19 protein-coding genes and 1 pseudogene are annotated in these 25,188 nt (G+C 70.6%); 7 read left to right on the top strand and 13 right to left on the bottom strand.

Translation table 11 applies throughout. The features are described from left to right. Positions 1-115: 115 nt before the first annotated feature. A complete protein-coding gene (locus ACIRR9_RS52045) occupies positions 116-1,255 on the top strand; it encodes a PucR family transcriptional regulator (RefSeq protein WP_403767863.1) in 1,140 nt (379 codons plus the stop codon). Positions 1,256-1,610: 355 nt separating this feature from the next. Next, entirely contained in the window at positions 1,611-1,949 is a 339-nt protein-coding gene (locus ACIRR9_RS52040) for a thioredoxin family protein (RefSeq protein WP_403767860.1), read from the top strand. 338 nt (positions 1,950-2,287) lie between these two features. On the opposite strand, the gene ACIRR9_RS52035 is transcribed toward ACIRR9_RS52040, so the two are convergent. Next, positions 2,288-3,904 (bottom strand): nitrilase-related carbon-nitrogen hydrolase, encoded by a 1,617-nt coding sequence (locus ACIRR9_RS52035; RefSeq protein ID WP_403767858.1) that lies wholly within the window; start codon positions 3,902-3,904, stop codon positions 2,288-2,290. A 137-nt stretch (positions 3,905-4,041) separates the two neighbouring features. Between ACIRR9_RS52035 and ACIRR9_RS52030 the strand changes: the two genes are divergently transcribed. Together ACIRR9_RS52030 and ACIRR9_RS52025 are read left to right on the top strand one after the other, a co-directional pair. Then, complete coding sequence (locus ACIRR9_RS52030) at positions 4,042-5,268, top strand: sensor histidine kinase (RefSeq protein ID WP_403767856.1); 1,227 nt, start codon at positions 4,042-4,044, stop codon at positions 5,266-5,268. After that, on the top strand, positions 5,265-5,972 hold the full coding sequence (locus ACIRR9_RS52025; protein WP_403767853.1) for a response regulator: 708 nt from the start codon (positions 5,265-5,267) through the stop codon (positions 5,970-5,972). The genes ACIRR9_RS52030 and ACIRR9_RS52025 overlap by 4 nt, the downstream gene beginning before the upstream one ends. 412 nt (positions 5,973-6,384) lie before the next feature. On the opposite strand, the gene ACIRR9_RS52020 is transcribed toward ACIRR9_RS52025, so the two are convergent. The 6 genes from ACIRR9_RS52020 to ACIRR9_RS51995 form a co-directional block, all read right to left on the bottom strand. Then, entirely contained in the window at positions 6,385-6,597 is a 213-nt protein-coding gene (locus ACIRR9_RS52020; RefSeq protein ID WP_403767850.1) for a transposase, read from the bottom strand. A 220-nt stretch (positions 6,598-6,817) separates the two neighbouring features. After that, a complete protein-coding gene (locus ACIRR9_RS52015; protein ID WP_403767847.1) occupies positions 6,818-7,021 on the bottom strand; it encodes a hypothetical protein in 204 nt (67 codons plus the stop codon). Between the two features lie 62 nt (positions 7,022-7,083). Further along, entirely contained in the window at positions 7,084-7,266 is a 183-nt protein-coding gene (locus ACIRR9_RS52010) for a hypothetical protein (protein ID WP_403767844.1), read from the bottom strand. 132 nt (positions 7,267-7,398) lie between these two features. After that, the gene (locus ACIRR9_RS52005; RefSeq protein ID WP_403767841.1) at positions 7,399-8,496 is read right to left on the bottom strand and encodes an alpha/beta hydrolase family protein; all 1,098 of its coding nucleotides are present in this window, start codon (positions 8,494-8,496) and stop codon (positions 7,399-7,401) included. Between the two features lie 130 nt (positions 8,497-8,626). Further along, entirely contained in the window at positions 8,627-9,730 is a 1,104-nt protein-coding gene (locus tag ACIRR9_RS52000) for a DUF1648 domain-containing protein (protein ID WP_403767838.1), read from the bottom strand. A gap of 5 nt (positions 9,731-9,735) precedes the next feature. Then, a complete protein-coding gene (locus tag ACIRR9_RS51995) occupies positions 9,736-10,167 on the bottom strand; it encodes a GntR family transcriptional regulator (protein ID WP_403767835.1) in 432 nt (143 codons plus the stop codon). A 311-nt stretch (positions 10,168-10,478) separates the two neighbouring features. Between ACIRR9_RS51995 and ACIRR9_RS51990 the strand changes: the two genes are divergently transcribed. Then, positions 10,479-11,960 (top strand): glycoside hydrolase family 3 N-terminal domain-containing protein, encoded by a 1,482-nt coding sequence (locus tag ACIRR9_RS51990; protein WP_403767832.1) that lies wholly within the window; start codon positions 10,479-10,481, stop codon positions 11,958-11,960. Positions 11,961-12,063: 103 nt separating this feature from the next. Here the strand turns inward: ACIRR9_RS51990 and ACIRR9_RS51985 are convergent. Beyond that, positions 12,064-13,337 (bottom strand): annotated as a pseudogene (locus ACIRR9_RS51985) (glycosyl hydrolase). 41 nt (positions 13,338-13,378) lie between these two features. Between ACIRR9_RS51985 and ACIRR9_RS51980 the strand changes: the two are divergent. Both ACIRR9_RS51980 and ACIRR9_RS51975 read left to right on the top strand, forming a co-directional pair. Then, positions 13,379-14,464 (top strand): N-acetylglucosamine kinase, encoded by a 1,086-nt coding sequence (locus ACIRR9_RS51980; RefSeq protein ID WP_403767829.1) that lies wholly within the window; start codon positions 13,379-13,381, stop codon positions 14,462-14,464. A gap of 85 nt (positions 14,465-14,549) precedes the next feature. Beyond that, a complete protein-coding gene (locus ACIRR9_RS51975) occupies positions 14,550-16,763 on the top strand; it encodes a glycoside hydrolase family 3 N-terminal domain-containing protein (protein WP_403767826.1) in 2,214 nt (737 codons plus the stop codon). On the opposite strand, the gene ACIRR9_RS51970 is transcribed toward ACIRR9_RS51975, so the two are convergent. From ACIRR9_RS51970 to ACIRR9_RS51950, 5 genes are all read right to left on the bottom strand, one after another. Further along, positions 16,753-17,637: a carbohydrate ABC transporter permease gene (locus ACIRR9_RS51970; protein ID WP_403767823.1), complete on the bottom strand. Its 885-nt coding sequence runs from the start codon at positions 17,635-17,637 to the stop codon at positions 16,753-16,755. The genes ACIRR9_RS51975 and ACIRR9_RS51970 overlap by 11 nt on opposite strands. Beyond that, entirely contained in the window at positions 17,634-18,632 is a 999-nt protein-coding gene (locus ACIRR9_RS51965; RefSeq protein WP_403767877.1) for a carbohydrate ABC transporter permease, read from the bottom strand. The genes ACIRR9_RS51970 and ACIRR9_RS51965 overlap by 4 nt, the downstream gene beginning before the upstream one ends. A 17-nt stretch (positions 18,633-18,649) precedes the next feature. Beyond that, entirely contained in the window at positions 18,650-20,026 is a 1,377-nt protein-coding gene (locus tag ACIRR9_RS51960) for an extracellular solute-binding protein (protein ID WP_403767820.1), read from the bottom strand. A gap of 154 nt (positions 20,027-20,180) precedes the next feature. Further along, positions 20,181-20,864 carry a peptidyl-prolyl cis-trans isomerase gene (locus ACIRR9_RS51955; RefSeq protein WP_403767818.1) on the bottom strand — a complete coding sequence of 228 codons (684 nt, stop codon included), beginning with the start codon at positions 20,862-20,864 and terminating at the stop codon, positions 20,181-20,183. 49 nt (positions 20,865-20,913) lie between these two features. After that, complete coding sequence (locus tag ACIRR9_RS51950) at positions 20,914-25,140, bottom strand: NEW3 domain-containing protein (RefSeq protein WP_403767815.1); 4,227 nt, start codon at positions 25,138-25,140, stop codon at positions 20,914-20,916. Positions 25,141-25,188: the final 48 nt, after the last annotated feature.

Here is a 25,188-nt window from a genome sequence, read left to right as displayed (position 1 = left end):
GCCCTGCTGCGGAGGGCTGTACTCGTCATGGCTCCAGCTTGCTGTGCCTCAGGGCGTAAGGTCCTAACCGCAGGACGTAAATCTGGACGGCAGAATTGTTCGCAGGGAATAAAACGTGAACCATGTGATCCGGAGGGCCAGCGAACTGGCCCTGGATGAGACGACGGTCACCGTACTTCGGGCTGGGCTGAAGGCCACCGCCGACGAGGTCGTCCAGGCGATCATCGACGAGGTCCCTCCCTACGCCAATGCTCTTACGGGCCACATGGGCGCCACCATCCGCCGAGCCGTCCGCACCGCCCTGGGGCACTATCTGGACCTCGCGAGCGGGAACGCCACGGGCGGCGACGGCGGTGACGCGGCCTACGAGCTCGGCCGCGGCGAGGTGCGCGACGGCCGTTCGATGGACGCCCTGCTCAGCGCCTACCGCGTCGGTGCCCGCGTGGCCTGGCGATGCCTGGCAGCGGGTGCCGTACCCGCAGGTCTGCCCGCCGCCGAGGTCGCCAAGTTCGCCGAGCTGACCTTCGCGTACATCGACGAGCTCTCCGCCGCGAGCGCCGCGGGCCACGCCGACGAACTGGCCGCCCGGGGCAGGGATCACGAGCGCCACCTGGAGCAGCTGGCCCGCGACCTCGTCGCCGGCGCGAGCCCGGACGTGCTGCTGGCCTCTGCTCAACGGGCCGGGTGGCAGCCTCCGGTTTCGCTGACCGCGGTCCTGCTGCCCGCCGCCCAGGCCCGGCCCGCCTACCGCGCGTTCGACCCGAGCGCTCTCGTCCTCGACGATCTGCCGGACGCCACCGGTGTGCTGCTCGTCCCTGATGCCGACCGATCACATCTCTTGCGGCAGCTGACCGACCGCACCGCCGTGGTCGGCCCGGCCCGGCCATGGACTCGTGCGTCCGCCTCGTACGCACGAGCCGTCCGCGCGCGCTCCCTCTCCTCTGATATTCGCGACACCGAGGACCATCTGCCCGAGCTGGTGCTGAGCGCCGACGTGGACGCGTTCGCAGACCTGCGTGCCCGAGCCCTCGCACCGTTGCGGACCTTGCCTGCCGCGACCGCGCGGCGGCTGGAGGAGACGTTGCGGGCGTGGCTGCTGCACCAGGGCAGGAGGGACGAGGTGGCGGCGGCGTTGTTCGTCCATCCCCAGACCGTCCGGTACCGGATGTCGCAGCTGCGGGAGCTGTTTCCGGATCTCGCATTGCCGCACCGGATCCTTGAACTGACGCTGGCGGTCGGTCCCAGGGTCGGCTGACGCGTACTTCGATTGTCCACGACCGCGTCCGCGAGCGGTCCAGGAATCGCGCCTCGGTCTCGGTGGATACAGCTCGACTGGATCCGGTGGGCGATGCGCTCATCGGACATCTGGTCCGCGATCTGGGTGGCTGTGTCCTAAAAACGGCTTTCATGCTGTCGTGGAGGGCGCCGCCCTGGCATGAGCTGCCCCACGGGTGCGGGGCCGGTCCGCTCGCGCCGGGGACCACTGTGGTTCTGCGACAGCCCCGTGCCTCCCTTCCCACAGGTCAACCGGACGACCGACCTGGCCAGCCTGGCACATCGCGCAAGGGATGATGGGGATGGAACGACGGAACGTGAGGTCAGGAGCTTCCATGACAAAGCGGGTTCACCGACCCCGTGAGGACGCGGAGTTCAATTTCATCCTCGGGATGAGCAGAGTTCCGGTCCTCGCATACTTCACCGGGACATGGCCCAAGGCAATCGAGCCCTGCCGGGTGATGGACCTCGTCGTGGGTGACATCGCCGACGAGTACACGGGCCGCCTGACGGCCGTCCGCGCCGACATCACGCGTTGCCCGGCCGCAACCGAGCGATACGGGATCACCGGAGCCCCGTCCTACGTCCTGCTGAAGGAGGGAGAGGCGGTGGCGCACGGCGCGGGGCCCATGACCATCGCCGAGGTACGGAAGCTCCTGGACAGCCACCTCTGAACGGCCGCTGCGGCGCGTGGCCGCGAAGCCCGTCAGGTCTCGTCTACGGAAGTCGCGCCGCCTGAGACACCTTGAGGCTGAGACACCCCCACAGGCCGCATACTGAATTCGGCTTGGCAGGGTGATGTCGGGACGCCGAAGGGCAGGCCGGCTCCGGCTGTGAAGCCGTTGAGGAAGCCGGCCCGGTACTGGAGGCGCTTGAGTCGGTGCCTGCCTCGGCGAACTGGTGGACGCCGGCGACCGCTTCCTGCCGCGTCGGCTTCGTTTGATGCCCGTACGACGGGGTCGCCAGTGTTGGATGGCGACCCCACGAGGTACAGCAACGGCGTAACGGCTTATCAGGCGGCGGAAGAGTCGGGGTGGGTGCTGGCCGTGGCGGCGGTGCGGCGCCAGGTGCGGGCCAGGGCGGTGAAGGTGAGCACGATGACGCCGGTCAGGCATAGCCAGGCGAAGGCATCGCCGATTCGGTCGTAGATCGTGGTGACGCCGTGTGTGGGCACGTAGGCCACCATGGTTTGCTGGCCGGTGGTGAAGGCGTCGGTGGTGGCGAGGACATGGCCCTCGTTGTCGTAGGCGGTCGCGACGCCCTGCGCGTCCTGGCGGATCAGTGAGTAGCCGCTGTCGATGGCACGCAGGCTCGCCTTCTCGGTGTGAGGGCCGCCGTACTCCTTCCAGTCGTGCGAGGGGACGAGCATGATGTCGGCGCGGGTGTGCATCATGGCAGGGAAGTCGGCGTCGTAGCAGATGACGTTGGCGATGCGGCCGTATGGGGTGTCGACGACGGGCACGCGGCCGTCACCGGGGTCGAACTTCTCCGAGCCGGGGATGGGGTGTGCCTTCTGATAGGTCCACAGCGCCTTCCCGCTGGGGTCGATGAGGATCGCCTCGTCCCGGCCGTGGGCGGGTGCGGTCGTGCTGTAGACACGGACGCCGATCTCCAGGTAGATGCGCGACCGGCGAGCCTGCCCCTGCGCGGCCGCGATGGCGGCGGACTCGTGGGACTCCTGTGTCTTGAGGGCCTCCTCGGGCCAGACCACGATCTTCGCTCCGGCGGCGGCCTCGCGCCGAGTTGAGGCCAGCAGGTCGTTCTCGACCGCGTTCATCGACGGTTCCACCTCTGAGGCGGGCGCGGAGGCGATATCTGTCGCTCCATCAGCGAACCGGCTCAGGGTGGCCTGGAGCGCGTCGGTCACGGTCCGGCTGGGGCTCACCCCGGCAATCCGCACGGTCGCCCCTGTGGGCGGGCTGAGGGCGAGCCGGGCGCCGCCTGCGAGCACGACGGTCAAGAGGACGACCCCGTACACCACACCGCTGTGCCACGATGGCCGCTGCCAGATCCGGTTGGCGGTGCTGGCGAAGTAGGCGATCAGGAATCCGATCCCCCACGGGCCTGTGATCGAGATGACCTGCAGGAGCGGGAGATCACCGTACTGGGTGACGGCCAGGGAACCATAGGCCGTGCCGAACGGGGACAACACGGTGATCAGGAACTCACCGGCCGCGACGCCGGCGGGGAAGGCCAGGGCCGCCACCGCGGGACGCAACCGTTCGACCAGCAGTCTGTCGGCCAGGAACGGCAGCGTCTGCAAGGCGGCGAGAGCAGTCAACCCCGTGATGACGACGAGGTTGAAGCCGATCGCCGACTCCTGGACCCAGAAGACGGCGGCGACTATGTGGGCCAGCCAGATCCACAACGTCCCGGTCCATACGCGGCTGAGGCGGGTGAAACGCAGCAGGAGCACTGGGAAGATCCAGGCCGCAGCGGCGATGTCCCACCGGCCGCCCACCGCGAACAGCATCGTTCCCGTACCGAGGGTCAGCAGTACCCATCGTGTGGCAGAGGCCGAACGTTCCCTTCGCTTGGCGTAGTTGCTCGCTGTCGTCGGGGCGCGGTGAGGCTGCGCCATCGCCCCGGCCTGCCCGATGGGGAGGTTCGTCACCGAGTGCTTCGTCATGGGAGACGACGCTAGGAGCGCGGCACCTTGTGACGCCTCGGTCCACATGACGATCTCGGAAGCGGTGGCGCAACTATCGATGTGCTCCCGAGGAAGGATCCGCCAGGCCCTGCGTTCGTCTAGCCTGACGAACCAAGATGTTCACCCACGTGAAGGCGGCGCTACGAGCCGCGCAGCAATGGATCGCCGACCGACCGCGTCTGACGGACGTGGCACTGGGCGCCGGGCTGACGTCGTTCGATGTGGTCACGGTGCTGGACCGTGCACCACAGCCGAGCGGCTGGGCCGTCGCGTTGTGGGGGGCGCAGACGTTTCCGCTGCTGTGGAGGCGGACGCGTCCGCGTACCGTCCTGGTGGTAACGACCGGCCTCTACATCGCCTTTCAGGTACTCAGCCCGATTCGGGGGAGGATTCCCGGCCCCTTTCTGCTCATGTTCGGTGTGTACGCACTGGCGCGCTACGCGTCGGTCTCGGCAAGTCTGCCGGGGACGCTTCTGTGCCTCGTGTCGGCCATCGCTGCCGACGCCCTCACCGGGCACTGGCAGACCCCGCGCCTGGGCTCGTTGGAGCCGATCAGCGCCGTGACGTTCGTCTTCTTTTTCGCGCTTGCCTGGCTTCTGGGGTTCGGCAGGCGCAGGATCGACGCCGACGCGGAACGCTTGCGCGATCTCAACCAGCGCCTGCAGGCGGAGCAGGAGCTCAACGCCCATCAGGCGGTGGTGGCCGAACGTGCCCGTATCGCCCGCGACCTGCATGATGTGGTCGCCCACCATGTGAGTGCCATCGCCGTTCAGGCGCGCGCGGTCGAGGACGTCATGGCGACCGGTCCTCTCGTCGCCGCGGAGGCCGTGGAGAGCGTCGGCCTCATCGCGCAGACCGCTGATACCGCGCTCGTCGAGATGCGGCGCCTTCTCGGGTTGCTGTCGTTCCGGGAACGGCAGCTCACGCCCGAACCATCGCTGGAACATCTCGGCCCCCTTATCGGCGCGGCGACGTCCTCGGGTTGCCGGGTGACGTATGTATCGGACATCCGTGCACAGGCCGTGCCGTCAGCGGGGTTGCAGGTCTCGGCCTACCGGATCGTGCAGGAGGCGCTGACGAACGTGGTCAAGCACGCCGGCCCCGTTGACGTGCAGGTGACCGTACGCGGTGACGACTCCTGCCTCACGGTCGAGGTCGAGAACGACCCGCCGCCTCCGGGCCACCGGGCCGTTCCCGGCACCGGGCGGGGGCTCATCGGCATGCGAGAACGCGTGGCTGCCTTCGACGGCGTGCTGCAGGCCGGGCCGCGCGAGGAAGGCGGCTGGCGGCTGTGCGCCGTCCTGCGCGCGAAGGCACCTCAACCGGCGGAGCTGGGCGCATGACCCTACGCGTGCTTCTCGCCGACGACCAGGAGATCGTCCGGACCGCGCTTCGCTTGGTCATCGACCGCCGTGAGGGCTTGTCGGTCGTCGGCGAGGCAGCCGACGGGGAGCAGGCTGTCGCCCAGGCGATCGAGCTCCAGCCCGACGTCGTGCTGATGGACGTCCGCATGCCCGGCATGACCGGCGTCGAAGCCACCCGGCGCATCACCACCTGCTGGCCGGGGCCGGGACAGGCTCCGCGTGTCCTGGTACTCACCACATTCGACCTGGACGAGTACGTGCACTCGGCTCTGCGGGCCGGCGCCGTCGGCTTCCTGCTCAAGAACAGCCTTCCCGACCAGCTTGCCCAGGCCATCCGCGCAGCAGCCGACGGGGAGGCTGTACTGGCCCCGAGCGTCACGCGTCGTCTCATCGACACCGTCACCGCTTTGCCGGCCGCCTTACTGCCCAACACCCCAGTCCCCACACTGCGCGAGGGCGGGCCTGCGGACTTGCTGACCGAGCGCGAACTCCAGGTCCTCGTGCTGGTCGCCCGAGGCATGTCCAACGCCCAGATCGCCTCAGCGCTCGACCTCAGCGAGGGAAACGTGAAGAGCCGCATCAACCGCATCCTCACCCGCCTGGGACTGGAGAACCGTGTTCAGGCCGCCCTGCTCGCCCACGAGGTAGGTCTTACCCGAACCGTCCGGATGCGCCGCCCGTAACCTGACTCCACATCGCCGCGCCTCATGTCGTCCCGCCGCCCGCGCCCAGCGGGTCATGTGAGTGTCGCGGCTCCAGTCCGGCAGGCTCCGGTCGCACTATTCTGGATCTTGCAGTCTCGGGTGCACAAAGTGGTCGGCGGACCGAACAGAAGAACCTGACGGGGAAAGGCACCCGCCCACACCGTACGTGGGCTGACTACCCCCACGACCGTCTGACCACCTACTCGGCAGCCGCACCCGCACCCGCCCTCGCCCGGCACACGGCAGTCCTCCACGACGGAGTCGACGCAACAACTGCCGAGAGCAAGCCAGGAATGCTCCACCGCGATCTCCAACCCGGCTATCTCGTCCGCCGCCTGACGGCCCCTGATGCTGCTGGAGAGGGGAACTGGCCGCTTCGGCGCCCCACGCGTCAGGGTGACGTGGGGGTGTCAAGGGACAAACCAGTCCTGGCTATGAAGCGGTCGAGGGTGTCGGAGCGATACTGGAGGCGCTTGAGCCGGTTGCGCACGAGGGCTTCGAGCCGGTCGAGGGCGACCACGGCGAGGTTGGCCAGGCTGCGCTTGACGTGTGCCCACACGCCGTCGACGGGATTCAGGTCCGGCGAGAAATCGCGTTCACCCATGCTGCGACGCTTGCCCTTACCCGCGGACTGGGTGCGCAGGCGGTGGCACAGCCGGGTACGGGAGCCCGGCCGCACGGCGATCAGCCCTGCCACTGACAGCCGTCCCGAGCGTCGGCCGCTCACCCACAGCCGCCGCGCGACCTCCGGTGGCTTGACGTCTTGGGCGAACAGCCACTGGATAAAACCAACGCTCCAGCCGAATCAGGAACTTCAGACGAGATCACCCTGACAAGCCGAAATCGGTAGCGCCGTCGAGCGCGGTCGCGTCCGGCAGTTGTGCGGCGCCGGCGCGGACCTCGGGGAAGGATGGGAGGAGGCCCGTCCCCTGGCCGGAGCGCAGCACCAGATGCCCGGCGTCCGTCAAGAACAGCGCCCGCCATCCGTCCCACTTCACCACGGCGGCCCATCCCGGGGGCTGCATCATGCCTTTTACGCGAACGGTCCTGGCCCACTGTCTCCGGGAACCGGTCCGCCGTGTCCTGGTGGTCACTTGTAGGCGGCGACGGCGGCGAAGTAGATGCCCGGACTGCTGCCCGCGGCGTCCGCGCCGGTGAGGATCGCCTTGTGGAGGCCGGCGCCGGAGCGGCGGGCGAGCAGGCCCGTGGTGAAGGTGATGTTGAGAGCGGCGGCTAGGGCGAGCAGCAGGGACAGGACCTGCGTCGGGCTCATCGGGCGGAGGCTGACTCCGGGTTCGGCGGGAGTGGGGCGCGCGCCGACGCCGTTGTGGTCGGCGCGGTGATGGACCCAGCGGGGGAGCGGGGCACAGCCGCGAGGGGCGATGCACGTATGGAGGAGGGTTCCTCAGCCCTGAGTGGCCTGCCGCCAGGGACGGACGAAGTCGTGGAGGCTCTGCTGCGCGGCGGGGGCGATCGCCGGGTCGTTGACCGGTGTGCCGACGGGGTGGAGGAGATGGTCGAGTCCGGCAAGGACCTGCAGTCCTGGGCCGGTGGTGCGGGCGGCGGTGAGGGCCGACACCAGAGAAGGCATCGTCCGGCAGGGCACGTTGGTGTCCTCGGTGCCGCAGGTGATGAGCGTACGCGTGCCGTGCGCGATGCCTCGGGCGACGGACGGCGGATAGATGGCGTCATCGCTACGGACGAAATCCGCGTTGACCGGTCCGAACATGCCCTTGAGAAGAGAGTCCAGGGACGGCAGTAGCCCCGAGGTGTCGACCGGGCGCCGGGCGCGGAAGTCCGCGATGGCCCTGGCCACACCCCGGTTGTTCAACCACGCCTGCTGCGCTGTGAGTTGCCCTGCCGCGACCGCCTTGTTCAGTTCAGTCGCCAATTGCAGGCGGATCAGGTCCAGAAGCCGCATGTCCTGCGGGGCGATGAGCGCGAGCCCAGCGGGCTTCGGCTGTACGGCGCGGTCGACGAGGAGTGCTTGCAGACCGCCCTCACTGTGCCCGACCACCAGCAGCGCGTGCGCATCGGCTTCAGGCTGGGCGCGCAGGGTGTTGTACGCGGCCACGGCCTGTCGCGTGTAGGCGGCCATGTCAGGAGCGCTGCTGCGTCCGCCCAGGCCCGTCCGCCCGGTGCCGTACTTGTCGAAACGCAGGGTCATCACGCCGTCGTCGCTGAGGACGCCGGCCATGAGGGCCAGGGTGTGGGGAGTGAAGCCGGGCGGCTCGTCGCCATTGCGGTCGGTCGGGCCGCTGCCGGGAAGCAACAGCGCCGCGGCGAGCCTGCGGCCCACGCGGTGGGCGGGTATGTGCAGCGTGCCGTACGCGGTGGTGCCGTCCGCGGTGAAGCGGACCTCACGGTCCACGGCGGATACGAGGGCGGCCCGGGGTGCCGCGGACGCCCGGGTCGTGCCTGACATCGGCCCGGCCGTGACGACGGCGACCGCCACTATGAGCACGGCGATCATTCTGCTGCGCCAGGGGGTGCGTAAACGCATGTGTTCTCCTCATGGTCTGAAGTTGTGAGAGAGGGTGGGAAAACCGGGGATGGTTGGTTTGCCGGGTGCGGAGTCAACACGCCCTGGCCGGAAGCCTGAGCAATGACCCGTCTGCCGTCGGCGGACGCGCTCAGTGGACGAGAAGCGGTACGACGAGCGCGGGGGCCAGAATGAGCCCGAGCAGCAGCACGACACCCCGCGGGTTGCCGAAGTTGACGGTCCAGCCGATGCCGAACCGCTTCTGAACGAGCAGTGCGGGATCGGCCCGGTTGACGTATACCGAGCCGAGCAGACGCCAGTACTGGTCGTCGTCGCGCCGCACCATGCCGGTGCTCTCTTCCGCCACCGCGCCGTCGTGAGCGCGCAGTCGGCTGCCCCCCTGCCCGGTGCGGACAGCAATACCGATCACCACGACCAGCCCGGCAAGGATGGGCAGCAGCATGAGGGCCGGGGACACCCGTTGGCCCGCGTGCCACATCGCCCACGCTTCGGCGAGCAACGAGAGGTTGGTGAACGCTGCCAGCAGCAGAAGGGAGATGGCGGTACGAACCGAGAAACGACGGTGTCTGCGGGCGGAGTCGGCCGGCCGCGCCGGATCGAGATCCGCCCGAGCCCGGAATGACAGCCAGGTCAGCGCCAAGAGCAGCACGGTGAGCGCGGCCTGAGCGAACACCGGGAAGAACGCGGTGCCGATCGACCTGGCGGCGAAGCGGTCAGCGCTGCCGGAGCCGGTGAAGTGCACGGGAATGCGGTCCGGCAGTGACGGATAGCGCAGGACGCCCACCACTGTCGTACCGATGCAAACGAGGACTGCGGGGACTGCCCACATCCAGGGGAAGCGTTCCGGATCGGTACGCAGCGCCGTGTCCGCCACCACGCCCTGGCGTAGCCCGCCGTACCAGTCCTCACGCCGTTTGACCGCCATGACCGCCACTCGTGCCCGGCTGTAGGCCGCTGTGCAGGCGGCAACGGTCAGCAGGGGAATGACGCCAGGCATATCGAAGCGGAAGACGGCGCTCACCAGGACTCCCGCCGTGATCAGCACCGTACCGGACGCGGCGACCTGCCTCCGGTACCGTCTGCGTTGCTCGGCGATCCCTGGGGCGTCCGCCCGCGCATCGGGGCTCCGTACCCCGAAGAGCAAAGTCGGACTGGTGAGCGACGGCAGCCACCATGCCACTACCGCAAGCACGGCAGGTATGAACACGTTGACCAACACATCGGCACTGTTCATGACGCTCAATCTCCTTGCTCTGCACCGGGGTTCGCGCCGGGGGAAGGGGGCGCGGGTGACGTGAACGAGACGAGGACGGAGCGGCAACTGTCCAGTACCGCCGGGTCACCGGTCCCATGGGCGACCGCTTCGGCGAGCAGGGTCCGAAGCCGGGTCTCCCACTCGGCGGTGAAGCCCGGTGCGGGCGGACCGCTGCGGGTGTCGCGCTGCACCAGGGCGCCGCTCTTGCGGTTGACCCGCAGCAGTCCTTCGCGTCGCAGTAGGTCGTAGGCCTTGTTCACGGTGTGGAAGTTGATGCCCAGATCTACAGCGAGCTGCCGCGTAGAGGGCAGTGAGCTGCCTTCGGTGAGCTGACCGGAGGCGATGGCCTCGACGATGCGGTCCCGGATCTGCTGGTAGATGGGCACCTCGCTGTCCATGTCGAGGCTGAGGATCATGTCCGCTCCCGGTGTCGCTCTGTTATAGCTTTTATAGAACACCAGGCGATGCGCCGTCGACAGGGTCGGCATCAAGAACGTGACAAAGATGGCGCCGTCAGGCGATGCCTCTGCTCACAGGCATTCACCTACACGCCGGAAGCGGCCGTGACAGGTGCTCATCTGGGGGAGTCCTTCCGGCAACAGAATGCCGACGGCCCTGACCCGGCGGGCGCCGAGCCGGATCGAGGTGGGCCGAGTGGGGTGCGGTGGTGAATGGATGAGCCATTTCTCTGTTGACTTTCGGCTCGATTAACCAGAGGATTCCAGGGGTGACACACGCCGACCCCCTGCCCGCCCGCGCAGCTCTCCCCGCCGATCTGGACGAGGCGGCCCATCGCTGCCTGGTCGCGGGATTCGAGGGCACCACCGTCGTCCCCGACACGCTCAGGCGGCTGATCGACCGGGGTCTCGGCGGCGTCATCCTGTTCACCCGCAACATCCGGGACGCGGAGCAGGTGCGCCGGCTCACCGACACCCTGCGCGCCCTCCGCCCCGACCTGCTGGTCGGCATCGACAACGAGGGCGGCGGCATCGGTCACCTGGTGACCGCGGGCGCTCCGGAGGTCCCCGGCAACTACGCGCTCGGCGTGGTCGACGACCCGGCCCTGACCGCGCGCTGCTCCGACGCGCTGGCCGGGCATCTGGCCGTGCTCGGCATCACCGCCTCGTACGCCCCCGTCGCGGACGTCCAGCGGCAGGCGGGCAACCCGATCGTGCGCACACGGGCCTTCGGCGACGACCCCGAGCGGGTCTCGCGGCACCTGCGCGCGTGGATCGAGGCGACCGAGGCACGGGGCATCGCCTCCTGCGCCAAGCACTTCCCCGGGCACGGGGGCACCCTCACCGACAGCCACCACGAACTGGCGGTCGACCCGAGGCCGTACGAGGAACTCGACCTCGCACCCTTCCGGGCCGCGATCGCCGCTGGGGTGCCGATGCTGATGAGCGCCCACGTCGTGTTCCCGGCGCTCGACGAGGACCGTCCCGCGACGCTCAGCCGCCGGATCCTGAGCGACTTGTTGAGGATCGAACTCGGCTTCGACGGGGTCCTCGTCAGCGACGCGCTGGAGATGAAGGCGATCGCCGACCGGTACGGGGAGGCGACGGGGGCGAGGATCGCGATCGCCGCGGGGGCGGACCAGGTGATCGTGGCCGTGCCCGATCTCGGGGTCACGCTGGCGTGCCGGGACGCGGTGCTCGCGGCGCTGCGTTCCGGGGCGCTGGCCGAGAGACGGGTACGGGAGGCGGCGGAACGGGTGCGGAAGCTGTCCTCGCGGTATGCCGAGCCCTCTGCCGTGGTCGATCCGTGGGACACGCAGGCCGGGCTGGAGGCCGCTCGGCGGGCCGTGGGCGGACAGGGTGGGCCGGTCGGGGTGGCCGGGGCGCACGTCGTCGACCTGTTTCCGGCGCCGCATCCCGCGTTGAACTGGGGTGGGGAGGATCTGCCGGCCGCGGTGCGGGCAGTGGATCCTTCGGCCACGGGAACCGCGGTGACGGGGGAGCCGGCCGATCCGGGGGCGCTGGTCGAGATGATCCTACGGCGGGCCGGGGACGGGCCGTTGGTCGTCGCCACCAGCGATGCCGGGCTGTACCCGTGGCAGGTCCGCTTGAGCGAAGCGCTGACGGCCCGGCGGCCCGACGGGATACGCGTCGCCACAGGTCTGCCCGAACGAGACGCGGTGGTGTGTTCTTACGGGCGTGGGAAGGTCAACCTGCGGGCGCTGGCAGAGGTGCTGGTCGGGGCGCGGTGACGTTTGCCGGCCGGCGCGGTGGCGTTCGTCGCCGGCCGGTGGGCCGCGCCCCCGCGGCGGACACCGCGGTCGGGCGCGGACCCACACTCCTGAAGGCATCCGGTCACGGCGTTCGCAACAGCTCCTTGATCCCCCTTGACGCCAGGTACCTCTCGTCGCTCGCCCGCTCGGCCAGGACCACCGCCGGACGGGCTCCCTGCTTGCGCAGATCCATCCAGGTCTCGAAGTACGTGCCTCCCGGCCCCGACGTCGAGCGGGTGGACGGAGTGCAGTCCAGGACAAGGGCTGTCTCCCGCTGCTGCGGAGTCCACGGTTCGGCCCGCAGGTCCGTGATCGTGGCCGCGAGGGATTCCGCGATCGGCTTCGGGCGGCCACCGGAGTCGAAGAGCCCCAGGGTGTACTCCAGCTCCGGGAAGTCGGCCAGGGAACGGTCGACGTCGTGGGAGCACCACCAGGTCACGCCCCACAGGTTCGTGCAACGGGACACGTTGAGGACCGTCTCGCGAGCGAACTCGGGGGCGTCGGCCGCCGGGATGTGGGGCTCCGGGGCGCCCGTCTCCTGGACCCAGACGGGGCGGGCAGGGGCGACGGCGTAGGCCTTGGCCACTTCGGTGCCGTATTCGGCGAGGTGCTGGACCTGGGGGGAGCGCGGGCCGTAGCGGCGGGCGCAGTCGCCGGAGAACACCCAGGGGTGGACCGTGGTGACGTCGCCCTTGCGGGCCGACGCCTCGGGGGTGAAGGGGTGGTCGTCGCCGTACCAGGCCGCGTCGTACGCGGAGTGCGTGACCAGGCCGCCCGGCGCGCCCAGGCCCTCGCGGGCCGCCGCCAGCAGGGTGTCGAGGTAGTGGTCGACCTGTGCGACCGTCACCGGGTTGTGCTCGACCAGATTGTTGAGCTCGTTGCCGAGCTGGAGGCCGATGAGGTTCGGGCGGCCGGCCAGGGCGCCGCCCAGCGTACGCAGCAGGACCGCCTGGGCCTCGATCGCCTCGCGGTCGGTGAACACGTTCCGGTGGTGCCAGCTGCGGGTCCACTCCGGGTAGAAGTCGAAGCTGGACAGGTGGCCCTGCACACCGTCCACCAGGACGTCGAGGCCCTCGTCGGCGGCCAGGTCGACCAGCCGCACCAGCTGGTCCACGGCGGCGGTCCGGATCAGGGTGCGGTTGGGCTGGAGGAGCGGCCACAGGTGGAAGACCCGGACGTGGTCGAGACCGAGGCCGGCGATCTGGGCCAGATCCTCGCGGGTCCGGGCCGGATCGAAGTCCTGCCAGGAGTGGAACCAGCCGTGACGGGGCGTGTAGTTGACGCCGAAGCGGAGCGTGGAAATGGGACCCTCCCTGGGCCGGCTTCCTGGTGTTCCTGTCCGGTTGTTCGCGTCATGGTCTTGTCCTGCGCGAATGTATCAACCACCATAGTCAGTGATGGGCAATGATTTGAACCAGAACCAGAACCAGAATCAGAACCTCGTCATCGGCCTCGACGCCGGTGGCACCCGCACCCGCGTCGTGCTCGCCGGTGCCGCCGACGGCCGTCTGTTGGCCGAGGCCACGGCCGGTCCGGGCAACGCCCTGACCGTGCCGCCGCGGCAGCTCACCGATTGTCTGGCCGAGGCGCTCGTCGGCGTGGTGCCCGAAGGGGCCCGCGATCGGGTCGTCGCCGTGGCCGGCGGTTTCGCGGGAGCCACGGCCGCCGACGCGGACGATCCCGGGACCGTCCGGGCCCGCGGCGCCCTCGCCGAGGCGCTGCGCCGGCTCGGCGTGCCCGAGGGACCGGTCGGCATCTGGAGCGACATCGAGGCCGCCTTCGCCGCGGCTCCCGGCGCCCCGGCCGACGGTCTTGCCCTGGTCGCCGGTACCGGCGCGGTCGCCATGCGCATCGCCGGGCGGCAGGCCACGACCACTGTGGACGGCGACGGGTGGCTTCTCGGCGACGAGGGCAGCGGCTTCTGGATCGGACGCAGCGCGGTACGGGCTGCTCTGCGCATGGCGGACGGGCGGGGACGGGAGACGGTACTGGCCGGGTGGGTCGGGCGTTCGCTCGGTCTGCCGGTCGACGTCCTGCCCTCGGGAAGCGTGTCGTCGTACGGCGAGGCAGGCGCCCCCGGTCCGCCTGGCGCGGTAGCCCGGGGCACCGGGATCACCGACTGGTCCCGCGCCCGGCGCGAGGACTTCCGCAGGCATCTGCTGCCCGCCGTGATGGCCGATCCGCCGATCCGGCTCGCCCGGTTCGCCCCGCTGGTCGCCGAGGCGGCCGTCGAGAAGGACGCCGTCGCGTTGGAGATCCTGGACGAGGCCGCGGACCACCTGCTGGACACGGTCCGCGCGCTGGAGCCCGGCCCCGGCGAGCGGATCGTCGCCACCGGCGGACTGCTCGGCCCCGCCGGTCCGATGACCGTCCCGCTGACCGAGCGCCTGCATGTCCTCGGCCTGAGCCTCGACTGGGTGGCCGACGGGGGACCGGGCGCGGTGGCGCTGGCGCGGATCATGTACGACGGCCGGGTCCGGTGAACGGCGGACAGGCCCACGGCGGGTCACCCGGCAGCGGACCCGCCCACGCGACACCCGTGAACAACAGCCCGGAGAGCCCCGGCCGATGAGCGACCTCCTCTACCGCGACCCCACCGCTGCCGTCGACGCCCGCGTCCGGGATCTCCTCTCCCGGATGACCCTGCGGGAGAAGGTGGGGCAGGTCAACCAGCGCATGTACGGCTGGGACGCCTACCGGCGCACGCCCGACGGCGGCTTCGAACTCACCGACGCCCTGTACGCCGAGACCGAGCGCTTCGAAGGGCTCGGTGCCCTGTACGGCCTGCAGCGTGCCGACGCCTGGTCCGGCGTCGACCACGACAACGGGCCGGGCGCCGAGCATGGCGCGGCCCTCGCCGAGTCGGTGCAGCGGCATGTCGTGGAGCGGAGCCGCCTCGGCATCCCCGCTCTGTTCGTGGAGGAGGTCCCGCACGGCCTCATGGCCCTCGACGGCACGGTCCTCCCGGTAAACCTGGCCGTCGGCGCCACCTGGGACCCGGGTCTGTACGAGCGTGCCGCCGCCCACGCCGCCGCCGAACTCCGGTCCCGCGGCGGCCATGTCGCCCTCGTCTCCGCGCTCGACATCTCCCGCGACCCGCGCTGGGGCCGCACCGAGGAGTGCTTCGGCGAGGACCCGTACCTGGCCGCCCGGCTCACGGAGGCGGTCGTACGAGGCATGCAAGGCACCTGTCCCGACAGCCTGTTCGCCGCCGACAAAGCCCCCGTCGTCCTCAAGCACTTCGCCGGCCAGGGCGCCACCGTCGGCGGCCGCAACTCCGCCGAGTCCGAGCTGGGCCGGCGCGAGCTGCACGAGATCCATCTCCCAGCCGCCCGGGCCGGCGTTCGCGCGGGCGCCGCCGCCGTCATGTCGGCGTACAACGAGGTCGACGGCATGCCCTGCTCCGGCAACCGCGCCCTGCTCACCGAACTCCTGCGGGACGAATGGGGTTTCGAGGGGCTGGTCATGGCGGACGGCCTGGCCGTCGACCGGCTGGCCCGCATCACGGGTGACAAGGTGTCGGCGGGCGCGCTCGCCCTCAACTCCGGTGTGGATCTGAGTCTTTGGGACGAGGGCTTCACGCATCTGGAGGAGGCGGTCGAGCGCGGGCTCGTCGAGGAGACCGTGCTCGACACCGCCGTCGCCCGGGTCCTGCGGCTCAAGTTCCGCCTTGGACTGTTCGACGGGACTCCCGAGTCCTCCGCGCCCGAAGCGGGCGGGGACCTCAGCAAGGAGGTCGCCCGCGCCGCCGCCACCCTCCTGCGCAACGACGGGGTGCTCCCCATCGACGGGAACGTCTCCCGCATCGCCGTCCTCGGGCCCCAAGCGGCCACCACCGCCCACCAGTCGGGCGACTACACGGCTCCGCAGCGCCCCGGTACCGGCAGCGACGTCCTCGACGCCCTGCGCCGGCTCGCCCGGCCCGGACTCGACATCCGGCACACCCGGGGCTGCGCCCTCACCGGCGACGACCGCTCCGGGATCCCGGCCGCGGTCGCCGAGGCTACCGCCGCCGACCTCGCCGTGCTGGTGCTGGGCGGCAGCAGCGCGCGCAGCGCCGACACCGAGTTCGACGCCAACGGCGCGGCCCTCATCGCCGTCGACCACATGACCTGCGGTGAGGGCGTCGACCTCGCCGGACTCCGGCTCGGCGCCGCCCAGTACGCGCTGCTGGACGCCGTCGTCGCCACCGGCACGCCCACCGCGGTCGTCCTGGTCCAGGGGCGCCCGCACGTCGTCCCGGACACCGCGCCCGCCCTGCTCACCGCCTGGTACCCGGGCCCGTGGGGCGGCGAGGCGATCGCCGAGGTGCTGCTCGGGCTCGCGGAACCGACGGGACGGCTCTCCGTCTCCGTGCCGCGCTCTGCCACCCAACTCCCCGTCCACTACAACCACAAGGACACCGAGTACGGCGGCTACGTCGACGAGAGCGCCGAGCCCGCCTACTCCTTCGGGCACGGACTGGCGTACACGGACTTCGCGTTCGGTACGCCCCGGCTCGACGGCCGTAACGTCACCGTCGAGGTCACCAACACCGGTGCACGGCAGGGGCGTTCGGTCGTACAGGTCTATCTGCGGCGGATGATCACCGCCACCTGGCCGCGCACCCTCGAACTGTGCGCGTTCGAGGGCGTCGACCTCGCGCCGGGCGAGTGCCGCACGGTAGTGACACGCCTCGGCGCCGACCAACTGGCCGGCGCCGACGTCGTTCAGATCCGGGTCGCCTCCTCGGCACGGGCGGCCCTCACCGCCGTACCGCTGACCCTGGACCTCAGATCTTGACCGCTCCCGAGGACACGCCCTTGTAGAACCATCGCTGGGTGATCACGAAGAGCACCAGCACCGGGATCACGGAGATCACCGAACCGGCCATGACCATGCGCTGGTCGTAGCCGAACGACGAGCTCTGCAGACGCGAAAGCCCCAGCGTGAGCGTCATGTTGCTCTCGGAACGCAGCACGATCAGCGGCCACAGGAAGTCGTCCCAGGCGCTGATGAACGTGTTGATGACGACCACCATGATCGCGCCCCACGCGGACGGCAGATACAGGTACTTGAAGCGCTGCCACTCGTTCGCGCCGTCCAGCATCGCCGAGTCCTCGATCTCGCGTGGGACCGCGAGGAACGCGCCGCGCATGAGCAGGACGTTGATGGCGCCGACGAAGCCGGGCAGCCACACGCCGGCCAGGCTGTCGACCAGGCCCAGGTCGCGGATGCTGATGAACAGCGAGACCATGATCGACTCGAAGGGGAACATCATAGAGGCGACCAGCACCACCCAGACCGCCTTGCGGCCCTTCCAGGCGGGCTTGGAGAGCATGTAGCCGGCCGTCGTGGAGAAGACCAGCTGGCTGGTGATCGACAGGGCGACCACGATCAGGCTGTTCCTGATGTACGACCACACCGGTACCTGGTCGAAGACCGTCCGGTAGGCGCGCAGCGTCGGGTGGTGCGGCAGCAGGGTGGCGTCCGCGCCGAAGACGTCCTCGCTCGTGCCCTTCAGAGAGGCCAGCAGCTGCCACAGCAGCGGGCCCACGGTGAGGCCGAGCACCAGGAGGAGGAGCAGATAGCGGACGACCAGCTCGCGCGGGCGGCCGTAGTCACGCCAACGCGGCATCAGGCGACGGCCCTTGGTCTCGACGACACTCGTCGTCATGACTCGTCCTCCTTGGTCAGACGCTGCGCCAGCAGGGTCAGCCCCAGCGTCAGCGCGAACAGGGCCACGCTGACGGCCGAGCCGTAACCCGCGTTGCCGGTGATCGGGTCCAGACCGACGTCCCGGATGTAGAACGGCAGGGTGCGGTCGGCGCCGCCGGGACCGCCGGTGGAGCTGCCGAGCATGTAGATCTCGGTGAACACCCGCAGCGAGCCGATGCCGGTGAGCGTGCCGACGAGCATCATGGCCTGCCGGACGCCGGGGATAGTGATGTGCCAGAAGCGGCGCACCGCGCCGGCGCCGTCCATCTGCGCGGCCTCGTGCAGTTCCCTGGGCACGTTCCCGAGGGCGGCCAGGTAGAAGACCATGTACCAGCCGAGGCCCTTCCACAGGGTCAGACCCATCGCGGACAGCAGGATCAGCCAGGAGTCGGAGAGGAAGGGGATCGCCGACTTGATCAAGTGGGCTTTCTCCAGCCAGGTGTTGACCAGCCCGTCGTCCGCGAGCAGCCACTGCCAGCTCAGGCCGACGACCACGCTGGAGGCCAGCACCGGTGTGTAGAACGCCGATCGGAAGAAGCCGATGCCGGGGAGGTTCTTCTCCACGAGGACGGCCAGTACCAGCGGCAGCAGCACCATCAGCGGGACGACGATCACCGCGTACAGGATGCTGTTGCGGGTGGCGAGCCAGAAGTCGTCGTCCTGGAGCATCCGCGTGTAGTTGTCGAATCCGACGAAACCCGCCGCGCCACCCAGCGGTTTGGCGTTCGTGAACGACAGCAGGACCGTGTTGAGGAACGGGAACACCCCGAACACCACCGCACACCCGATCGCGGGGGCGGTCCACAGCCACGGCAGCCACCAACGGCGGTACATGGCCGCCCCGTTGGCCCCGGGGGCGGGACCGGGCAGCGCTGCCTTGGCGAGTCGGCGGAGGCGGGACGGGGCCGGGCCCGGCGCGGAGGTCCTGGCCTCCGGGCCGGACACCGGCTTCATGATCTGTGCCGTCACTGTCAGCTGCCCTGCTTCAGCAGCTCGTTCGACTTCTCCTGGGCGTCCTTGACGGCGTCCGCCGCGCTCTTCTTGCCCTGCATGGCCAGCTGCACCTGGGCCACGATGGCGTTCTGCACGGCCGGGGAGAGGTTGGTCTGGTTGGTGGAGGCCGTCTTGAGCTGGTCGGCGACCAGCTTGCGGGCCTGGGAGAACGGGTCGGTGCCGGTGACGTTCTGGAAGAACGGGTCGTCCAGCGACTTCGTGGTGGTCGGGAAGATGACCACGTCGGGGTCCTTGCACCAGGCCGTCTGGTTCCCGGCGTTGGTGAGGAACTCGGCGAACGCGAGGGCCACCGGGGCGTGCTTGCTGGTCGCGGCGACCGAGATGTACTGCGGGGCGCCGGCAGAGGCGACGCCGAGGGCGTCGTAAGGCTGCTGGCCGACGGCCGTCTTGGCGTAGATCGACGGGCTGTTCTGCTTCACGAACCGCACGAAGCTGGGGTTCGTCGAACCGTAGGCCACCTTGCCCTGGCTGTAGAGGGTGGACGGGTCGTTGCTGGAGGACAGCGAGTCCTTCGGCATCGCACCCTCCTTGTACAGCTTCGCCATCCACGCCACCCACTGGGTGGTGCGCGGGTCGTCGGCGAAGACGGCGGACTTGCCGTCGGCGGAGAGGACCTTGATGCCCATCTGGTCGAAGTCGGAGGGTATGCGCCAGACGGGGTTGGCCATCGTGGCGAAGTACTTGCCGTCGGCGGCCTTGGCGATCTTCTCGTAGTCGGCGAAGAGTCCGAAGAGGGTCGTCGGCGGCTTCGCCGGGTCCACGCCGGCCTTCTCCAGCAGGTCCTTGTTGTACGTCAGCAGGACACCGCCGGTGTACCAGGGCAGCGTGGTGTGGATCGACTTGCCCGAGGCGTCCGCGAAGGTGGCGGTCTTCCAGAACGACGGGACGAAGGGCTTGGACGCGTCCGGGTCCTTGGTGCCGATGTCGAGCAGGTAGCCGGCCTTGGTGAGGGCGGTCGCCGTCGGTGCGTTGACGTTGATGACGTCGGCCATCGTGCAGGCCTGGGCGTCGGCGACGGTCCGGGTGGTGAAGGTGTTGTCGCCGGGGTCGTCGATCCACTTGACCTTGGTGCCGGGGTGGGCCTTCTGGAAGTCCGCGATCACTCCGTTGAAGAAGCCGCCGAAGTCTTTCTTCAGGTTCGTGGTCTGGAAGGTGATCGTGCCCTTGACGTCCCCGGTCAGCTTCCCCGAGCCGACGTTGCCCTTGTCGACCTTGCAACCGCCGGCGGTTGCACCCCCGTCGCCGGAGCCGCCACCGGACAGACCGCAGCCGGCGGTTGCCAGCGCCAGCGCGGCGATACAGGTCAAGGTGCGGGTCAGTCTTCTTGCGCGCATGTGATGGGCCCTCCTGCGACCGGGCGAGTCAGGAAATGCAGCTGGTTCAAATCACCAACTTGGATTCCGATTGATGAAAATGTGGACCAGAAGTCATCGGAGGTCAATGCCTGGCCGTGTTGCGTTTGGATTCCGTACAGCTGTTGGAGGTGCGTCAGTGACGGTGTTCGTGGTCCACATGGCCGGGATCGCCCGGGTGTTCGTGACCGTGCGCGTACACGACCGAGCCACGGGCCAGGTCGAGCCAGCCGAAAAAGGCCCGCCGGCCCGCCGCGCGGCGCAGCTCTCGCACCACGTCCTCGCGGACGGTCTCGTAGGGGAGGACGTCGTCGGGCGCGGTCACCCCGAAGGGGTCGACCCCGCGTCTGAGCGCGTCCGGGGTGAGGAAGCGGTCCCGGTTGCGCCCGTAGTAGTCCCGCACGTCGGCCTCGGGTACCACCTGCCCGGCCTCCAGGGCGTCCAGCAGGACCCGCGCGGCCGCCGAGTGGGCCAGCGCCGCGGCGACGATGCTCCCCAGGTCGGCGACATCGTTCCCGGCGACGGCGAGCAGCCGCTCCGCGGACGCTTCGGGCGGCACCTCCAGCCCCCGCGCGGCGCACTCCCGCCGCGCGAGTTCGTCGGCGACGACCACTTGTGTCGCCCAGCGCCGCCGCTGCCGCTCCGCCCGCGCGAGCGACTCGGGCCGAGAGGCCCCGCCGGGGCCACGAGCGGGAACGGAGGCGAGCAGGGCGTCCACCCGGGCCCTGGGGACGGCGTCGGGACCGATGAACGCGGCATGGGCGCCAGCGGCCGGGGGACGGGTGCGGGGGTGACGGTGCTGCGCTCTGCCGGGGCCCACCTCCTCTCCCGGCTCTCCTGGTATCACTTCCTCTCCCGGCATCAACTCCTCACGCATCCGTCACCTCCAGCACCACGGCCTCCGTGTATGCCACGCAGCCGTGCCACGCGGCCTTCGCCAGCAGCCAGTACGAGCCGGGCGGTACGGCCGAGCCGTCCACCTCGATCACGGCCTCCACCTGCTCCCCGGGGGGCACCGTGAAGCCCTGGAGGCCCGGAACGACCCCAGGCCAGGTGCCCCACGGGGAGAGGGCCCAGAGCTGGCCGGTGACCGGGCCCCGGGTGGTGTTGCGCAGGGCGACCGGGACGCGGGCCCGTTCCCCCCGCCGTACGGTGATCCGCCCGGTGCCCAGCGTGCACACCAGGCCGGAGCCCGCGGGCGGCCCGCCGGGCACGTCCAGGCCCACCACGTCCTCGTACGTCTGACCGCCGTACGACAGCCGCGCGGCGAGCCAGTGGCGGCCGGGCCCGGCGTCAGGCGCCGGCGTCACCGTGACCTCGGCCAGCGTGAACCCGCCGGGGCCCAGCGCGTACGGCAACGACGCGGGCTGCGCCGTCCAGCCCTCCGGCACCTCGAAGGCCACCGTGCCGGACACCGGCGCGTCCGTGAGCTCGGAGCTCACCCGGACCGTCGCCGTGACGGGACCGGCCGCGGTCAGGGCCGTGGGCGACACGTACAGCGCGACCGGCATGTTGCCGCGCGGCGCCGGACCCGAATTGTGCAGCCAGTACCGGGTGTTGACCGGCTGGGCGGGCTCGTGCGCCGCGACACCGGGACCCGAGCACCCGGCGGCGATGACCGGCGTCGCCAGCACCGTGGCCACCTCGAAGCCGCCTAGGCCCACCGCCAGCGAGCCCTCGTCCTCCCGTGCCAGCGGCTCTCCCGCTCTCTCCAGTACGTCCGCTCGCGCGCCGCCGGCCCACCCGACGGGCCCGCGTACCCGTGCCCGCACCGGCTGTCCGTTCGCCTCGTGCACCCGCACCACGACCCCGCGCCCCGGATCCACCGGGCCCGTACCGCCCCGGGCCAGCGGCGAGCCCACCGGCTTCAGCGCGTCGAGGATCACCTCGCGGGCGGGCTCCACCGAGAGCAGGCAGGCCGTGCGGGGCAGCGAGGGACTCCCGCCCTCGCCCCCGCCCCGTACGCGTCCCGTCAGCGGATGGTTGTACGCGTGCCCGCGGGCGGGCAGCTCCAGCGCCCGCCAGTCGCCCTCGCCGGCGACGACCGCGTACTCGAAGGTGTGCGACCAGCGTTGGAGCTGGAACGCCGAGCCGTCGGGCGCGGTGCGCCGGGGCGGGTCGACCCAGATGCCGGAGGGCCAGCCGGTGCAGGACCGCATCAGGGACATGTAGAGGTCGCCGGAGGCGGTCACCACGCAGCCGGGTGTGCCCCGGTTCAGAACGGCGAATCCGCGCCCGTCCCAGGCGTCACCGGGCGGCAGGGCCTCACCGCCGCCCGCCGCGGTGGCCGACACGGTGAAGTCGGCGAGGTCGGCGACGAGCGCGTCCACCGCCTTGGCGTCGCCCGCGGCGTCCGGGCCCGCGATCACGAGCAGCGGCAGCCGCTCCAGGTCCCGGAGGTCCGCGCCGGGCACCCACTCCTCGCGCAGGGAGGCGCGGGGCGCGACCCAGACGGAGGCCGTGCCCCGCTCGGCGAGCTGTCGGCGCAGCTCGCGGCCGGCCGCCGGGTCCATGGCGAGCGCCTCGGCGACCAGCGCGTTGCGTTCCGGTCCGCCCACGGCGATCCGCAGGTCGGGCAGGTTGGAGTCGACCTCCAGGTCGCCGTAGCGGGGGCCGCCCGCGATGGTCGAGGTGGCGGTGACCCCCGTGCGGACCAGGGCCGCCGCGAGCGGGGCGCCCAGCTCACCGGCCTCGTCCCAGTCGGCGTACACCAGCTCCGCGACTCCGACGGACCGGTGGCCCAGCAGCGTCCCGGTGTCGTCGTGGACCGCGACCCGGGCCGTGGACCCGAGGCCGAACCAGGTGTTGGCGGGGTTGTCCAGCGTCCACGGGAAACGCTCGCTGTCCACCTCCACGAACCCGAACCCGCGCCCGATCACCGCGTCCGCGACCTCGTGCACGGGCAGCCCGCCCCGCACGTCCGAGGGCCAGCGCACCCGGATGAGGCGGTCGGCGCCGTCGTAGCCGTCGATCGTGGTGGTGACGTCGAGCCGGTCGACGCCCGTCCACAGGGTCAGCCGCTGCGTGTAAGCGAAGAGGCCGAGGTCGGCACGGACCGTGATCCGGGAGCCGGCGGGGGAGTGCTCGACATCGATGTCGGCGGTGACGTCACCGCTGCGTGCGGCGGTCGTGCCGGTCGGGGTGAGGTGCCAGGGGCCCTCGCCGAAGCGCGGGTGGCGGGGGTACTCCTCCTGGACGACGAGCTCGTTGCCGATGTCGCCGGGGCGCAGCAGCTCCCGGCCGCCCTCGGCCAGCGCCCTGAGGCTGCTGACGGCGCCGCCGCGGGCCGGGGCGACCGTCACCTCGTAGAACTCGTTGCGGATGGTCGTGCCCTCGCCGGGGATCCATCCGGGGACGCGGCCCGTGTGCAGCGGCAGGGCCTTCAGGCCGACGCCCGGGACCTCGGGTACGACGACCCTGAGCCTGCCGTCCTTCTCGCGTACGGCCGGCAGCGGCCGGGAGTCGTCGCCGGCGGGGACGAGGCCCGGGTCGTCGACGGTGAGCACGTCCCGGCGCTGCCAGGCGGCGGAGTTGAAGACGACGAGGTCCGGTCCGGTGCCGGGCGCCACGCTGTCGGCGAGCGCCCTCGTGGCGTCGGCGTGCACGGTCTCGGCGAGGTCGGCCAGCTCCCGCCAGCCGGTGAGCAGGTCGATGTAGACCTGGTCGGACTCGGATCCGGTGATGGCGTCGTGGTGAGCGCCGTAGACCAGCTGCCGCCAGGCCTTGTCGAGGGCCGCGTCCGGGTAGGCGTGCCCGGTGACCAGGGAGGCGAGGGTCGCCCAGGCCTCGGCGTCGGCGAGGAGCGTCTCGCCGTACCGCTGGGCCTGCTTGGTGTCGATGTAGGAGACGTCCTTGCCGGTGTAGACCGGGTTCATGTCCCGGGTCTGCGGCGAGGCCTTGCGTCCCTCGGCCGCCAACTCGGCACGCACGGCGGCGAAGAAGTCGCGGGGGATGCCGCTGACGAAGCGCGGCCAGACGTAACGGGCGTTCCAGTCGCGGTGGATGGCCATGACCCAGCGGCACGGCGGCGCGTAGTCCCCGCCGACCGGCAGCAGCACGTTGCGGGTGAGGGCGACCTGCTTGAGCCCCGTGAACAGTTTGAGGGCCTCGGCCTCCGCCTCCGGCAGCGTCGGCGCGTTGTCGATCCGCCAGCCCGCGCCGTAGTGGTTGACCATGTACGCGGTGAGGATCCCGCGCCCCGAGGGGGCGATCCAGTCGAACTCCGCCGGGAACTGCATCCGCTTCGGATCCCGCGGCTCCTCACCGAACACGGACAGCGTCGGCCCCCACTGGTGGAAGGGCCCGCGCGCCCACGAGCTGGAACTGACCCCGGCGTCCGCCATCAGCCCGGGGAACTGCGGGTCGTGCCCGAAGGCGTCCAGCTGCCAGGCCGTCTCCGGGGACGCCCCGAGGATCGCCCGCTGGTATCCGTCGCCGTACAGGGCGTTGCGTACGGTGGCCTCGGCGCCGGTGAGGTTGGTGTTCGGCTCGTTGTAGGTGCCGCCCATGATCTCGACCCGGCCGCTGCGGATCAGCTGGCGCAGGAAGGCGCGCTCCTCCGGGAAGGCGTCCCAGTACGGCTTGAGGTAGTCGACCTCCGCCAGGACGAAGGTGTACGCCGGGTCGCGCCGTGCGAGGTCGCAGTGGGCACGCACCAGGCTCATCCCGGACTGGCCGCGCGAGTCGAAGGTGCGGGCGGCCAGTCCGGTGACGGCCGTGTCGTCGGCGACGTCCCAGGTCTCGGTGTAGGCGGCCTGGGTGTTCCACCAGACGGGGTCGTAGTGGAAGTGACTGACCATGAACATGGTCCAGCCCGGCTCGGCGACCGTGAACTCGCCGCTGAGACGCGCGACTTCGCCACCGTCGGTGGCGACGACCGCCATCGGTCCGCTCTCGCCCGTCACGGGGATCTCGGCGCGTACGGTGCCGTCCTCGCCGACGGTCACGACCGTCTCCCCGACACCGCGTGCGGCCCCTTCGACGGTCAGACATACCGTGCGGCCCGGTATGTGCTCGACCTCGGCGGCGACCACCTGGTGCGGGGTCTCGGGGCTGCCGACGAACAACTCGGTCGACTCGACGGAGGTGACGCGCATGGGTCTCCTAGTGAGTGGAAGAGCCCCATCCTGCACCGGTTGGATGAT

It is taken from the genome of Streptomyces sp. NPDC101234 (genome assembly GCF_044767525.1).
GTDB lineage: Bacteria > Actinomycetota > Actinomycetes > Streptomycetales > Streptomycetaceae > Streptomyces > Streptomyces sasae.
Note: the sequence above shows the minus strand (reverse complement) of the source record. Positions and strands in the feature narration are given on the sequence as shown.